A 13,644-nucleotide genomic window follows, 5' to 3' on the forward strand; every position below is an offset into this window, starting at 1 on the left:
CCGCAACGCCCAGTGCGAATCGCCCTTCATATGCGCCTGTATGTTGATGCAGCGCAAGCACATGCGCCATCGACCATAAAGTTTTTCGTTATTGCGCCGTAGTCCTTATATGTGGCGTTCGCTTAAATTAAACAAGAGTTGCGGACCTGGCCGGCTCGGCTTGGGCGCAGCACGCGTGGCCGAGGTTTTTACTGAACATTCGGTCAGGCAGCCCAACGGAGACAAGCCCGATGTTGAAAAATCTGTCGATTCGCACCTGCCTTACCCTGATGATCGTCTTCTTCGGCGTCGTGCTGCTGTTCGGCGCCGCCGCTGGCTTGCTGTCGCTGCGCTCGAGCAACGCCTCGCTGCAGCAGATGTACACCGTCGATACGCCGGCCGTCGCCGACCTCGAAGGCAGCGCCGGACAGTTGCTGCGCCTGCGTCTCGCGCTGGCCACCTACGCATCGCTCGTCGACCTGAACGATCAGGACGGCGCGAACGCGGTGCTCAAGCGCTTTGATCAGTACCAGAAAGCTTCCAACGACCGTCTTGCCCACTATGTGAGCCGCGCGAGTACGGACGCTGATGAACAGCGCCTCATCAAGGACATGCAGGACAAGCGCGACACCTTCCTGCATGAAGGCGTCGATCCGGCGCTCGCCGCGCTCAAGTCCGGCGACAAGACGACCTTCCAGCAATGGCAGGCGCACAAGCTGCCGTCGCTCTACAGCGCGTACGAAAAGGCGATGCTCACGCTCGAACAGTTGCAACTCGATCACGGCGCGCAACGCTATCAGGACGCGCAGGATCTGTTCTATGCGATCTGCATTGCGGTGGCGATCGGCATCGTCGCGTCGCTGCTGGGTGCGTGGATCGGCCGCGCGGCGCTGGTGCGCGCGATCGTCCGTCCGGTCGACGCCACCATCGAGCAGTTTCAGCGCATCGCCAACGGCGACCTGACCGGGCAGATCGTCGTGGCCACCAATAACGAAATGGGCCGTCTCGCGGCTGCGTTGCGCAAGATGCAGGAATCGCTGATCACGACGGTGAATTCGGTGCGTCAAGGCACGGAATCCATCGATACCGGCGTGAGCGAGATTGCCGCGGGCAACACCGATCTGTCGCAACGTACCGAGGAACAGGCCGCGTCGCTCGAGGAAACGGCGGCGAGCATCGAACAGCTCACCTCGACGGTCAAGCAGACGGCGGACAACGCGAAGCAGGCCAGCTCGCTCGCGCAGGGCGCATCCACGCTGGCCGCGCAAGGCGGTGATCTCACCGAGCAGGTGGTGGGCACGATGCATGGCATCGTCGATGACTCGCGGCGGATTGCCGACATTGTCGGCGTGATCGAAGGGATCGCGTTTCAGACCAACATTCTGGCGCTGAACGCCGCCGTCGAAGCCGCGCGTGCAGGCGAGCAGGGACGCGGCTTCGCGGTGGTGGCGAGCGAGGTGCGCTCGCTCGCGCAACGCAGCGCGGCGGCGGCGAAGGAGATCAAGGGTTTGATCGACGAATCGACGGCTCGCGTGCAGGCCGGGTCGCAACTGGTTCAACGCTCGGGCTCGACGATGACCGAGATCGTCGATGCGATTGCGCGAGTGAGTTCGATCATGGGCGAGATCGCGGCGGCCGCAACCGAACAGAGCACGGGCATCGATCAGGTCAATCTCGCGGTCGCCCAGATGGACGAGGTGACGCAGCAGAATGCCGCGCTGGTGGAACAGGCCGCGGCGGCCGCGAGTTCGCTGGAAGAGCAGGCGCGGCGGCTGACGTCCGCGGTGTCGGTGTTCCAGACCGGGAGCGGAGCGGCGTCGTCTTCCTCTGCATTCGCCGGGCGGCGTGGTGGTTCGATCGCCGCACCGAAGACGGCCGATGCAAGCGGGTTTGCAACGGCTTGATATCGGCGGTTGTTATGCACGGCGGCGCGCTGACTCTTCGGGACAAACGGCGCCGCGCAGACATAGAGGCCGTTACTGCATGGCCGCATAGTATTTGGCGACGCTGTCGATTTCGGCCGGCGTCATTTGCCGCGCCACGTTGCGCATCTGTTCATTGATGTCGTTATGCCGTGCGCCGGAAGCAAAGGCGCGCATCTGCGCGGCGAGATAAATCGACGACTGTCCGCCCAACCACGGCGCCGCTCCCTTGCGATCGAGTTGTCCGTGACATGCAGCACAAGGCGCGATATTGCGCTGCGGATCGCCCTGCATGGCAAGCTTCACCGCATTCGCATCCGGTCCCACGCCGGTGGGCAGGGTCTCCGCCGCGGGCGCTCTCGGCAGCGACGCGTAATAAGCCGCCAGATCGTGCAAATCCTGATCACTGCGCGCGGCGATGATCGGTTGCATGATCGCGTTCTGACGCACGCCGTTCTGGTAGTCGCGCAACTCTTTGTAGACCACATCGGCATATTGCCCGGCCAACGCGGGCGCCGTTACCTGCACCGTGCCGAGCACGCCGTGACACATCGAGCAATTCTGTGTCGCGATCGTCGCGCCGCGGCCGATCGAGTTCGCGTCGGCCCGCACGCGCCGCAACGGCGGCAAGACCACGACGTCGCTAGGCGCCGGGCCGGAGAGATTGGCGCCGCCGTACCAGCTCGACGGCGCACCCGCGGCGCTGCAGATCGTCGCCCATAAGCCGCGATCGCCGAACGACTTGCTTGCCGACGGCAGCCAGATGAAGCCGATCAGTATTCCCACGATGGCAATCGCGATCGTGCCGCCCACGCTTACCGTGAACCAGGGGTTGCGCAAGCTGAAGACGCGTTCCTGATTCATCGTTGCGCTCCAACGACGACTGCCGGCACAGAGGTCTGCGGCAATCTGAGCAACTGCACGATCGGCACACTGTAGTTGACGACCGTGAGTCCGATCATCAACGCCACCCACAAACCGAAGCTATTGAGCGCGGCCGGCACGCGCTCCACCGGTTGCGCCGCGCTCGCAAAACGGAAGACTTGCTGCTGAACCACCGGGCCAAATTGCGACTTCGCAAGGATGTAGATGAACAGCACGCCGGACACCACGAGGATCAATCCGCCGACCGCCGACATGCCGACCCAGAACGCTTGCGACTGCAAGCCGAGAGCGTTGTAATCGTAATAGGCCATGCGGCGCGGCGCACCGAGCAACCCGACGTAGTGCCACGGCAGCGTCACCACCATCATGCCGACGAACCACAGCCACAGTTGCGTGCGCACCAGCTTTACCGACACGATCGCGCGTCCGGTCAGTTGCGGCCACAGTTCATAAGCGATCGCGAAATACATGATGACGATCGCGCCACCGAAGATCAGATGGAAGTGCCCGGTCACCCACTGCGTGTTGTGCACGGTCGAGTTCAACTGATAGCTCATGTTGATCAACCCGCCCGCGCCGCCCAGACCGAGCATCACGAACGAAAACGCGATCACGAGCATCATCGGGTTTTGCCAGGGCAGGGCGGTCAGCCAGCCGAATGCACCCTTGCCGCCGCGCAGTCTGCCGGCGATTTCAACCGACGCGCAAATCGTGAACACCGTCAGCAGCGTGGGCACCGACACCATGCCGGTGAACACGGCATGCAGGAACTTGAAACCGGAGCCGACCTGCGGATCGGCGAACAGGTGGTGGATGCCGATCGGCATTGCGAAGACGAGGAACAGGATGAACGACACGCGCGCCATCGAATCGCTATACAGCCGTCCGCCAATCGCGCGCGGCACCAGCGTGTAGTAGGCGATATACGCGGGAATCAGCCAGAAGTAGACGATCGCGTGCAGCGTCCATGAGAACAGGATGCGCGAGAGGCCGGCGTCGATGGTATTGGTGAGGCCGAACGCGACCGGCAGAATCTGGAACAGGATTTCCAGCGCCGCGCCGACGGCCGTCCATGCCCACAGATACGCGCCCGCCACGTTGGCGAACATCGCGAGCGGCACCGGCTTGCCGGGATTGGCGCGCTTCCAGATGCGCAGGTTCACATGCATCAGCGCGACCCAGATCCACGAGCCGACCACCACCAGCACCACGCCGAGGTAATAGAACGGGCTACCGATCATCGGCGGATAGAAGGTGTAGAGCACCGAGGCTTTGCCGAGCGCCACCGGCACCATCGCCATCACCGCGCCGACCGCCAGCATGATGAACGCGGCCCATGCCCATTTGAGACCCACGAGGCGCTGCGCGAGCGCCAGCTCGACGATCGCGTAGCCGAAGCCCATCGACACCAGCGTGGGCATCACGTAGGCCATCACCGAACCGTGCGCGGTGACCGAGCGATAGTACAGCTCGGGGTCGCCGACCCACGGCACGAGCGGGCTGCGCACCAGCATCTGCCAGGCGCCGAGCAGCAGCGCGATCAGAAACGCAATGAAGGCGAGCCAGAAATGCGCGAGAACGAGTCGCTTAGCGTGAAACACAGCTCAGCCTCCGTGATTGTCGGGCCTGCTCGAAGAAGGTGGCTTTGTCGATGACTTTCACGTGCGCCCACATGGTCTGATGGCCGAAGCCGCAGAACTCGTGGCACGGCATGGTGTGATCGGCGGGCGTGTCGAAGCGCGTGTTGAGCGTGGCGACATAACCGGGCACGACCATCGTGTTGATGTTGGTGTCGGTGACGAGCAGGCCGTGCACGACATCGGCACTCGTGGTGCGGATCGTGATCGGCGTGTCGGCGGGCACCAGCAGACATTGGGGCGTGAACGAATACTGTTGCGCGATGAAGCGCACGACCACCGAGCCATCCGGTTCGACGGCGCTGCCGAGATTGTCTTCGACGAATTCGCCGGACAGTTGCAGGCGCGACGGATCGATCGTCTCGACGCGCGAGGGCGGCATCATCGCCCAATGCAGCCCCGAGTACACGATGACCACCAGCATCAGCACGATCAGCGCGACGGCGAAGATAGCCCAGCGTCGCTCGGCGCGTAAGGCGACCGCGTGGCCGCCGCCCGGTTGATGATTCGATTCGGTCGACATAGTCAGTGAACGACGCCACGCGGCAGAAACACGACGAAGTAGAAGCCGAACCAGATCGCCATGACGATCAGCGTGGCGACGCCGGCCACGGCGATCGCGCCGTGCGGGCCGGCCGCGACGACGCGTTCCACTTCGTCATCCGTAGGCGGTGTCGCGCTGCGGGTATCGTTCGCTTCCATCTAGACGTTCTCCAGTGCGGCGCTTCAGTGCAGCGGCGCCTTGCGCAACTCGTTGACCTCGCGGGATGTCACGGGCTGGCCGTGATTGCCCCACGCAGTGCGGATATAGGTGACCACGGCAGCGGCGTCGGTATCGTTCAGTTCCTGGCCGAAAGGCGGCATGCCGTACGGTTCCGGATTGCGCACGGTGCCTGGCGGGAATCCGCCGTTCAGCACAATGCGGATCGGATTGACCGCGGAGTCCATTTCGATCGACTGGTTGCCGGCGAGCGGCGGGTAATGCTGCAACTTGCCTTCGCCTTTGTCGCCGTGGCAGAGAGCGCACTTGTCGGCGTAAATCTTTTCGCCGAGCGCGAACACGTTGGTGTTGGTCGGCGACGACGGCCCCGACTTGCGGCCGCTCTTGTCTGGCAAGGTCTTGAGATAAACGGCCATCGCCTTGACGTCTTCTTCCGTCATGTACTGCAGGCTGTGATACGTGACTTCGGCCATCGGGCCATACACGGCGCCGCGATCGGAAATGCCTGCTTGCAGCAGATCGACGATGTCCTTGATGCTCCAGTCGCCGAGGCCGCCGTCCTTGTCCGAGGTCAGCGACGGCGCGTACCAGTTCTGCACCGGAATCAGCCCACCCGCGAACTGTTCGCTCTGCGACGAGCCGCCCAGCATGTTGATCTTGGTGTGGCACATCGTGCAGTGACCGAGTCCTTCGACCAGATACGCGCCGCGGTTCCATTCGACCGATTTGGTCGGGTCGGGCTGAAACTCGCCCTCGCGGAAATACAGCGTGCGCCAGCCGTATAGCAGCTTGCGCTGATTGAACGGGAAGCGCAGCGTATGCTTGTGGTTCGGCACGCGTACCGGCGCGACCGTCTTCAGATAGGCGAAGATCGCATCCGAGTCTTCGCGCGTGACCTTGGTGTATTGCGCGATCGGCATCGCAGGGTAGATCAGCGTGCCGTCCGGCGTGCGGCCGGTGCGCATCATCTTGAAGAACGCGTCCTGGCTCCAGGTGCCGATGCCGTACTGTGCGTCGGGTGTGATATTCGGCGAGTACAGCGTGCCGAACGGCGTTTCCATCGCGAGGCCGCCGGCGAACAGTTTGCCGCGCGGCGCGGTATGGCACGCGACGCAGTCGCCGGCGCGCGCCAGATACTCGCCGCGCTTGACGATGTCGGGGCGCGTGTCGGCGTTGCCGCCTGGAGCGGCTGCTGGGCTGGTTTCGGCGGCGCGTGCTTCGGCGATCAGCGGTATAGGCGATGCGCGCAGAAGCGCGGCACTGCCGGCTACGATCAGGCCACCAAGCAACAGACTGGATACGAGCGACGCCGGCGCGCAACGGCGCTTCATCACGGCAATCAAAGCGGCGCGAAAAGTGCCCGGAGAGCGAAGTGTCGGCTTCATTGCGGTTGGCTCCCGCAGGCGAGAGGCAGCCGCTCCGCGGACGCCGGTGCGGGCCGCGGATCGGCCGGACGTGGCTGGCGCGCGAGCCAGCTCGACACCGCGGTGATGTCCTTGTCGGTCAGTTTGACCGCGATCGAATGCATGCAGTCCGGCGCGAGCGCGTGCCGCGTGCCCGAGCGCCAGGTGCCCATCTGCCCGGCGATATAACTCGCGTGCAGACCGAGCAGGCCGGGAATGCCCGGCTGCGTGCCGGTCATGCGCGCGCCATGGCACGCAATGCACGCCGGTATCTTGCGGGCCGGGTCGCCCTGTGTGACGAGGCGCTGTCCGGCGGCGAGCACGGCGGGCGCGACGTCGCTGTGATCGGCGTTGGGGTAGGGCGGTTGCAGATCGGCGAAATACTGGCTGATCTTGCGGAGATAGTCGTCAGGCAGGAAGGCGAGCAGATAACCCATTGGCGGATAGGTGCGGCCGCCGTCACGGAACGCGGTCAACTGATTGAACAGGTAGTCGGCCGGTTTGCCGGCAATGCGCGGGAAGTAATCGTTGTTCAGGCCCTGGCCTTGCACGCCATGACACGAGGTGCAGGCGCGCACGCGCTCGTCCATGGCCGAGGGCATGGCGCTAGACGCGTCGGTGGCGGCGAACGCCACGCCGCTCCACACGACGTAAAGCACAAATAGAATCGACGATCCGATAGTTCGACGATGCACGCCAGGCCTCGATTAGGGAACGTTCTTTGTTCTCGATTATCTCTCGCGCATTTGCACGTGGATTCGCTTATGAAGCCGACGGATGACGCATGTCAACTCTGCCGGTTTTTCTCGTATAACGACTGCAAGAACAGCAAATCGAAACGGACTTATTCTGGATGGCGAGTGGTGATTCGCTACGGCGATGCGATTGCTTTATAAAAACAATGATCTGCCTGAATGCGCCGGTGGGTGGCGGCTTTCGGGCTGCGGGAATTAACGCTTGAAACGTTCAGCAGCGTGTACGAGGTTGCAGGAATTTAGTCGACGCGTCAATAGCAAACAAAAGCTCATTCGACGGGACACCTGATCATGATAGGCGTCGACCAGGGGGCTTTCAACATTTCCAGTGTGAATCGTCTCGCGGCCCGACGCTATCGCGCGAATGTGATCGTTTGATGATGAGTCGCGGGCTTCAGCGAGACGGCGTGAGCCCATCATCCGTGAGTCAACTGAAGAGCCGCATCAAGGCCGTGCGAGCGTTGCTGACAAGTTCGGTTTCGCCGATTCGCCCGGGCAGCAGATGAAACTCCACGGCGGGCAACGCGGGCAAACCCACGCTTGCCGGACAGGCCACGACCCCGCCGCCAATCGACGATTCGTTCAGGCAGGAAATGCCGAGCCCGGCCTTCAACGCGAGTTGCAAGCCGGCGACGCCGGACGCGGAGTGCGACACCACATACGGCACCTTGTGCTCGTCCAGTAGCTTTACGACGAAGCGCTGCAACTGGCAACTCGACGGCAGCAATACGAGTGGATAGGGCGTGGCCGGCCGTGGACCTGAATCGGCCGCGCTGACCCACAGCAGTTTCTCGCGGCGCACAACCGTGCTTTGCGCGCCGGTGCGCCGGCTCGCGGCGCGCGTGTGGTCGGTGACGATCCGAAGCGAGAGACCGATGTCGAACGACGCATCGTCGCCCGCATTGCTGTCGATCACCGCACTCGGCTGCACGGTGACGTGCAGCTTCAGGCGTGGATGCTGTTCCGAGAACGTTTTGAGAATGCGCGCGATGTCGTGCGGACGGTAGTAGTCCGTGATGGCGATGCGCAACTCGCCGTCGAGCGAGCGGCCTTGCAGGTCTTCGAACGCGGCTTCGCTCATCGCGATGATACGGCGCGCGTGGTCGAGCAGCCGGCTGCCGGCGGGCGTGGCGCTCACGCCCTGCTTGCTGCGGATGAAGAGCGGCTGGCCGGCGCGTTCCTCGAGTTTCTTCAACTGTTCGCTGACCGAGGACTGCGACAGGAACACGCGCTCCGCGCCCGCCGAGACGCTGCCCGATTCGGCGACGGCGACGAAGGTCCGCAACTGCGTCAGGTCAAATCCGCGTTGGCTCATGATTCGTTATATCCGATGGAAGTCATCTGAATTTCCGGCTTTTCCGATGGAAGCCTCAGCCGTAGGATACCCCCAGATTCTTTGCGGAGGGTGTCATGGGAAGCGAATCAATTATGGCTGTGGGGTTATCTGGCGGTCGAACGGCAAGTCATCGATGGAAGGTGCTGGGCGTCGGGTTTGCCGCCAACGCGAGCTTTTCGGCAGCGTTTTCGGGGATTCCGACGACGGCGGTCTTCTTGCGCTCCGGCTATCACCTGGGCAATGACGGACTGGGTCTCGTACTCGGCATGCTTGGCCTCGGCATCGCGGTCAGCGAATTGCCATGGGGGCTGCTGACCGACCGCTGGGGCGACCGGCGCGTCTTGCTGCTCGGACTGCTTTCTACTGCGGCTGCGCTGGCCGGGTTGGCGCTATTCGTCGTGCCGTCCGGTGCGCATGTGCCGAGCGTGACGATGCTCGCGCTCGGCCTGTTGCTGGTCGGACTGCTCGGCGGCAGCGTCAACGGATCGAGCGGCCGCGCGGTGATGGCCTGGTTTCGCGAGGGCGAGCGCGGGCTGGCCATGAGCATTCGCCAGACCGCGGTGCCCGCAGGCGGCGGCCTTGGCGCATTGCTGCTGCCGGTGCTCGCGTCGCGCTTGGGCTTTGCGAGCGCCTATACCGTGCTCGCGCTCGCCTGCGCGATCACGGCGGTGTTCGCGTGGCGCTGGCTGCACGAACCTTCTCATACCGAGGCGGACGGCGCGCGTGACGTCCGCGACACGGCAGCGGCGAGCGGCGTGCCCGCCAGAGTTTCGCCGTTGCGCGACATCGGCATCTGGCGCGTGGCGCTCGGCGCCGGCGCGCTATGCGTGCCGCAACTCGCCGTTGTGACGTTCGGGACCGTGTTTCTTCACGATTTCAGCCGTGCCGGTGTACTGGCGATCAGCGTGACGATGGCCGCGGTGCAAACGGGCGCCGCGATCGCACGGGTCTGGAGCGGCGGTTGGACCGACCGGCGCGGCAATCGCCGGGCTTACATGCGCGCCTGTAGTCTGGTGACGGCGGTGCTGTTCGCGTCGCTCGCACTGCTGACGGGTCTCGCCGGCATGCATCACGCGGCGATGACAGCAGTGTTCGCGCTGATGGTCGTGCTGGGCGGCGTGAGCGCGTCGGCATGGCACGGCGTGGCCTTCACGGAACTGGCCACGCTGGCAGGGACGAGCCGCGCGGGCACCGCGCTGGCGATCGGCAACACCTGTGTGTTTCTCACGCTGTTCCTGACGCCGCTGGCGATCCCGCCGCTGTTGTCGGTCGGTTCGTGGCCGATGGTGTGGGCCGTGGCCAGCGTGTGCGCATTGATCGCGTTGCCGGTGTTTCCGCGCGCGGCGCGTGAAGGCAAGGTGAGCGCGGCGTCCGCTTGCGATGCAACTTGATATGAATCACGGTGCCCGTTGCTAACTATGCTGCGGGCGCCGCGACGCGCCGCGTCGGAACTTCTGCGACGAATGGTCGAGTCGCTGAGTTTCCGCCGAAAATGCGCCGTTCGAGAAAGTCGAAAATATCCATTCCGCGTAATTATGTTTTCTATTTCTAATAGATCCGCAATGGACTATTAGTTTCTCTGCAGGATTCAGAACGCTCCGATTTTCGTGAAGTTGCGGCAGTGATTTTATGAGCGCCTTGGCACATTGAACGTTGCCGAGGGGCCGTTAAAGCATGCGCACAGTGGTTCAGATTTTTCCGCGTATGCGCATTCACTCCTACAACAAACGAGAGACAATCCCAGTGAATCTTCGAATTATCCTGGCGGACGATCATCCATTCGTTATCCTTGGCGTCCGCGCCGCGCTGGAAATGCACGCCGGCGTCGCTGTCGTCGATGAGGCGACGAATCCCGTTTCGCTGATCGAACGCCTGCAGAGCACGCCCTGCGATGTGCTCGTCACCGATCTCGCGATGCCGGAACGTTCTGGCGCGATCGCCGACGGCCTGAATCTCGTCCGACGCATCCGAATTGGCTGGCCGCAATTGCGCGTCGTGGTGATGACAACTCTGGCAAACGCCGCGATTCTTCGCGCGATTGTGTCGGACGGCGCCGTGAGCATGGTCGGCAAGGCGGAGTCGATGGACGAACTGTGGCAGGCGATCGACGCAGCTCAGCACGGTGAAACCTACTTCGGCCGTTCCATCATCGAAGCGCTGGCGCATCCGCAGGATCCCGAGTGCGAACGACCGCCGGCTCCGCGTTTAACGGGCAAACAATCTGAAGTCATCAGGCTGCTGGTAAGTGGCCAGTCGATTTCGGACATTGCGGCGGCGCTCGGCTGCGACCGCCGCACGGTCACGCGGCAAAAACGCGAAGCGATGGCCAAACTCGGTGTCGCCAACGATCCCGGTCTTTTCTCTTACGTGCGCGCTTATGGAATTCTTAATTTTGAATCGGATATCTAAGCAATTTACTGTTTGAATTGGCTGAGGTTGTTTCGGAGCGATCTTATGTTTATTCTCGCGAAAATATTTAATCATCGCGATACGAGCAGCTTGACGGAAAAATGGCGGCAATCATTCAAGGTACGGAGGAGAAATAGAAGATGCGCGACACCGCTGAGGTAAGCACCCCCGTTCGCGCGATCATCGCGGACGATCATCCGCTGGTGCTGCTGGCGATCGAAAACCTGATGAGCGGCTATCCGAATATGGAGATCGTCGGCCGTGCAGCCGACGCCACCGAGCTCTTCGCGGAAATCGATCGCGGTTCATGCGACCTGGTGCTCATGGACCTCTACATGCCGGGCGGTTCGGATGGCAGCGGACTGGAGGTCGTCAGGCAGTTCAAGACGCGCTATCCCGACATCGCGCTCGTCGTGCTCACCATGGAAACCGAGGCGGCCGAACTTCAGAAAGTCATTTCGCTCGGCGTCGAGGGACTGGTGAGCAAGCGGGACCGGATCGACCTGATTCATGTGGCCGTCATCACGGCGCTGGCACGCGAGTGCTATGTCGGGCCGGCGGTGCGCGCATTGATCGCCGACGCAACGGCGACCCAGCGGCTCGATTATGTCCGGAAGATTCTCTCGCGCCGCGAACTCGAGGTGTTCACCCAGTACGCGTCAGGGTACGGCGTGACTGAGATCGCGGCGCGTTTGGAACGCAGCGTCAAAACGATCAGCGCGCAGAAGTGCACGGCTATGCGCAAGCTCGCGCTGCACAGCGACGCCGAACTGTTTCGTTTCGCTGTCGAGTACGGCGTGATTCCTGAGGAGCGCATGCCCAAGCGGTGATGAGCCGGAGATAAGTCGGCGACGTGTCGCGCCGTCGCGCGACGAATAGAAGATGTATTGGCATCGCCCGGGGAAGCACACCGTGTGCAGGGCATACCAATCGATAAGACAACAGAAAATGAGACAGAAGATCCGCGTCATCATCGCAGACGATCACGAGTGCGTTCGCGTCGGCATCAAGCGCGTGTTGCAATGCGCGCCGCACATCGAATGTGTCGGCGAAGCGGCCGACACCCACGGACTGGCGGAATTACTCGACGCCTGCGCGTGCGACGTCGTCGTTTCCGATATCAACATGCCGGGCATTCATGGCGGCAGCAACGCCGTGTCGTTTCTGCGCCGCCTGTTGCGGGGTCCGTCGCATCCTTGCGTCGTCGTCCTCACCATGATCTGCCATGCCCACATGCTCTCCGGTCTTCTGCATATCGGCGTGGTCGGAATCGTCGATAAACGTGAGACCGTCACAGCGTTGATCGACGCGATCGGGGCCGCTTTTGCCGGGCGCGTCTATCTGTCGCAACACGCGCGTGTCGCGATGGAGGCGGCCGACACGCCGCTGCACTTGCGCGCGGGCATGCTGAGCGCGCGCGAGTGGGAAGTCTTCCAACTTTATGTCCAAGGTCTTGCCGTCCATGAAATCGCGGTGCGTTTGCAGCGCAGCGGCAAGACCATCAGTACCCAGAAACGTAGTGCGATGCGCAAGCTCGGGCTGGAAACGGAAGCTGACCTGATCGGCTATGCGCGGCAGATCGGATTGGCCTGACAGCCGGCGAGCATATCGCATTGCGCCGTCGGTAGATGATTTTGGAGAACCCAGGAATTTAGGAGTCTTCTGATTGGTTGCGGGACGTTGGCGTCTCATAGTTCTGAATTCACTGCGGCTTTATTCCGTACTCTCCTGATGAAAACAGTCATTTCGTCAAGCTGAGCGATGCCCGGGCCGAAAGAATACAGGCAGATGTCTGATGGCAATCGTGCGATGCCGTCTGCCTGGCGGACAGAACCAGGAGGCGGCATGGATGCGTTAGGTAAGCGGTTGTTGGTCGAGGGTGTCGGAACGGCGTGGCTGGTGTTCGTCGGCTGCGGCAGCATTGTGTTGAACGTCGGCGCGATCCAGCAGGCAGGCGGCGTGCTGGAGGTGGCGCTCGCGTTCGGACTCGCGCTCGCTACGGCCACTTATTGTTTCGGCGGCGTGTCCGGCGGTCATTTCAATCCGGCTGTCACTGTGGGCTTCACTGTCGCGCAACGTTTTCCGGTCAGGGATCTGCTCCCCTATATTGCCTCGCAGATTCTCGGTGCGATATTTGCAGCCGCGCTACTTCTTTACGTGGCGGGCGGCCGTCCCGGGTTCGATCTAGGCGCGAGCGAGTTCGCGGCAAATGGCTTCGGCGACCATTCTCCTGCCGACTATCAGATGCATTCAGCGCTGGCCATCGAGTTTGTGCTGTCCTTCGGTTTCGTCATGGCAAGCCTCTTAATCGCCCGCCGGCAAGACATGGCGCCGATCGCGCCGCTGGTCGTCGGCGCCTGTCTGGTGCTGGTCTATCTCGTGTCGATTCCGGTTACCAACGGCTCGGTCAATCCCGCCCGCTCCACGGCCCAGGCATTGTTCGTCGGCGATTGGGCGTTGGACCAGCTTTGGCTGTTCTGGGCTGCGCCCCTGTCAGGCGGTGTCATGGCCGGTGCGCTGTTCTCGTTTCTGCACGGCAAGGCCGACCACGGTGCCGCTACGCTCGCCGACGGGCGTGGCGAAGCTGCCTGAGTGTC

The 13,644-nt window shown here is 62.7% G+C and carries 13 protein-coding genes; 6 read left to right on the forward strand and 7 right to left on the reverse strand.

Annotated features, from left to right (window positions below; genetic code table 11):
- The first annotated feature begins 230 nt into the window (after positions 1-230).
- Entirely contained in the window at positions 231-1,883 is a 1,653-nt protein-coding gene (locus tag PQR32_RS22430; RefSeq protein ID WP_408231763.1) for a methyl-accepting chemotaxis protein, read from the forward strand.
- Positions 1,884-1,955: 72 nt separating this feature from the next.
- Here the strand turns inward: PQR32_RS22430 and PQR32_RS22435 are convergent, their stop codons facing one another.
- The 7 genes from PQR32_RS22435 to PQR32_RS22465 form a co-directional block, all read right to left on the reverse strand.
- Positions 1,956-2,765: a c-type cytochrome gene (locus tag PQR32_RS22435; protein WP_408231766.1), complete on the reverse strand. Its 810-nt coding sequence runs from the start codon at positions 2,763-2,765 to the stop codon at positions 1,956-1,958.
- Positions 2,762-4,387, reverse strand: coding sequence for a b(o/a)3-type cytochrome-c oxidase subunit 1 (locus PQR32_RS22440; protein WP_408231769.1), 1,626 nt, complete (start codon positions 4,385-4,387; stop codon positions 2,762-2,764). The genes PQR32_RS22435 and PQR32_RS22440 overlap by 4 nt, the downstream gene beginning before the upstream one ends.
- Positions 4,374-4,946 carry a cupredoxin domain-containing protein gene (locus PQR32_RS22445; protein ID WP_408231772.1) on the reverse strand — a complete coding sequence of 191 codons (573 nt, stop codon included), beginning with the start codon at positions 4,944-4,946 and terminating at the stop codon, positions 4,374-4,376. Before PQR32_RS22445 ends, PQR32_RS22440 begins: the two co-directional genes overlap by 14 nt.
- Before the next feature lie 2 nt (positions 4,947-4,948).
- Positions 4,949-5,125, reverse strand: a complete 177-nt coding sequence (locus PQR32_RS22450; protein ID WP_165923876.1) for a hypothetical protein — start codon at positions 5,123-5,125, stop codon at positions 4,949-4,951.
- Between the two features lie 24 nt (positions 5,126-5,149).
- Entirely contained in the window at positions 5,150-6,529 is a 1,380-nt protein-coding gene (locus PQR32_RS22455) for a c-type cytochrome (protein ID WP_408231775.1), read from the reverse strand.
- Entirely contained in the window at positions 6,526-7,242 is a 717-nt protein-coding gene (locus PQR32_RS22460) for a c-type cytochrome (RefSeq protein ID WP_408231778.1), read from the reverse strand. The genes PQR32_RS22455 and PQR32_RS22460 overlap by 4 nt, the downstream gene beginning before the upstream one ends.
- Positions 7,243-7,729: 487 nt before the next feature.
- A complete protein-coding gene (locus PQR32_RS22465; protein ID WP_408231781.1) occupies positions 7,730-8,617 on the reverse strand; it encodes a LysR family transcriptional regulator in 888 nt (295 codons plus the stop codon).
- A gap of 95 nt (positions 8,618-8,712) precedes the next feature.
- Between PQR32_RS22465 and PQR32_RS22470 the strand changes: the two genes are divergently transcribed.
- The 5 genes from PQR32_RS22470 to aqpZ all read left to right on the forward strand — a co-directional run bounded on the left by PQR32_RS22470 (position 8,713) and on the right by aqpZ (position 13,639).
- Positions 8,713-10,029, forward strand: coding sequence for an MFS transporter (locus PQR32_RS22470; RefSeq protein WP_408231784.1), 1,317 nt, complete (start codon positions 8,713-8,715; stop codon positions 10,027-10,029).
- A gap of 313 nt (positions 10,030-10,342) precedes the next feature.
- Positions 10,343-11,047 (forward strand): response regulator, encoded by a 705-nt coding sequence (locus PQR32_RS22475; RefSeq protein WP_408231839.1) that lies wholly within the window; start codon positions 10,343-10,345, stop codon positions 11,045-11,047.
- Positions 11,048-11,187: 140 nt separating this feature from the next.
- Positions 11,188-11,877 (forward strand): response regulator, encoded by a 690-nt coding sequence (locus PQR32_RS22480; protein ID WP_408231787.1) that lies wholly within the window; start codon positions 11,188-11,190, stop codon positions 11,875-11,877.
- Between the two features lie 118 nt (positions 11,878-11,995).
- Positions 11,996-12,640: a response regulator gene (locus PQR32_RS22485; protein ID WP_408231790.1), complete on the forward strand. Its 645-nt coding sequence runs from the start codon at positions 11,996-11,998 to the stop codon at positions 12,638-12,640.
- Between the two features lie 252 nt (positions 12,641-12,892).
- On the forward strand, positions 12,893-13,639 hold the full coding sequence (aqpZ, locus tag PQR32_RS22490) for an aquaporin Z (protein ID WP_408231793.1): 747 nt from the start codon (positions 12,893-12,895) through the stop codon (positions 13,637-13,639).
- Positions 13,640-13,644 lie beyond the last annotated feature (5 nt).

It is taken from the genome of Paraburkholderia dipogonis (assembly GCF_046027395.1).
Classification (GTDB): Bacteria; Pseudomonadota; Gammaproteobacteria; order Burkholderiales; family Burkholderiaceae; genus Paraburkholderia; species Paraburkholderia dipogonis_A.

Bases quoted from the DNA above. Each gene is read 5' to 3' on its own strand.
- PQR32_RS22430 (WP_408231763.1), top strand. From the start codon at position 231: ATGTTGAAAAATCTGTCGATTCGCACCTGCCTTACCCTGATGATCGTC.
- PQR32_RS22435 (WP_408231766.1), bottom strand. From the start codon at position 2,765: ATGAATCAGGAACGCGTCTTCAGCTTGCGCAACCCCTGGTTCACGGTA.
- PQR32_RS22445 (WP_408231772.1), bottom strand. From the start codon at position 4,946: ATGTCGACCGAATCGAATCATCAACCGGGCGGCGGCCACGCGGTCGCC.
- PQR32_RS22450 (WP_165923876.1), bottom strand. From the start codon at position 5,125: ATGGAAGCGAACGATACCCGCAGCGCGACACCGCCTACGGATGACGAA.
- PQR32_RS22455 (WP_408231775.1), bottom strand. From the start codon at position 6,529: ATGAAGCCGACACTTCGCTCTCCGGGCACTTTTCGCGCCGCTTTGATT.
- PQR32_RS22465 (WP_408231781.1), bottom strand. From the start codon at position 8,617: ATGAGCCAACGCGGATTTGACCTGACGCAGTTGCGGACCTTCGTCGCC.
- PQR32_RS22470 (WP_408231784.1), top strand. From the start codon at position 8,713: ATGGGAAGCGAATCAATTATGGCTGTGGGGTTATCTGGCGGTCGAACG.
- PQR32_RS22475 (WP_408231839.1), top strand. From the start codon at position 10,343: ATGCGCATTCACTCCTACAACAAACGAGAGACAATCCCAGTGAATCTT.
- PQR32_RS22480 (WP_408231787.1), top strand. From the start codon at position 11,188: ATGCGCGACACCGCTGAGGTAAGCACCCCCGTTCGCGCGATCATCGCG.
- PQR32_RS22485 (WP_408231790.1), top strand. From the start codon at position 11,996: ATGAGACAGAAGATCCGCGTCATCATCGCAGACGATCACGAGTGCGTT.
- aqpZ (WP_408231793.1), top strand. From the start codon at position 12,893: ATGGATGCGTTAGGTAAGCGGTTGTTGGTCGAGGGTGTCGGAACGGCG.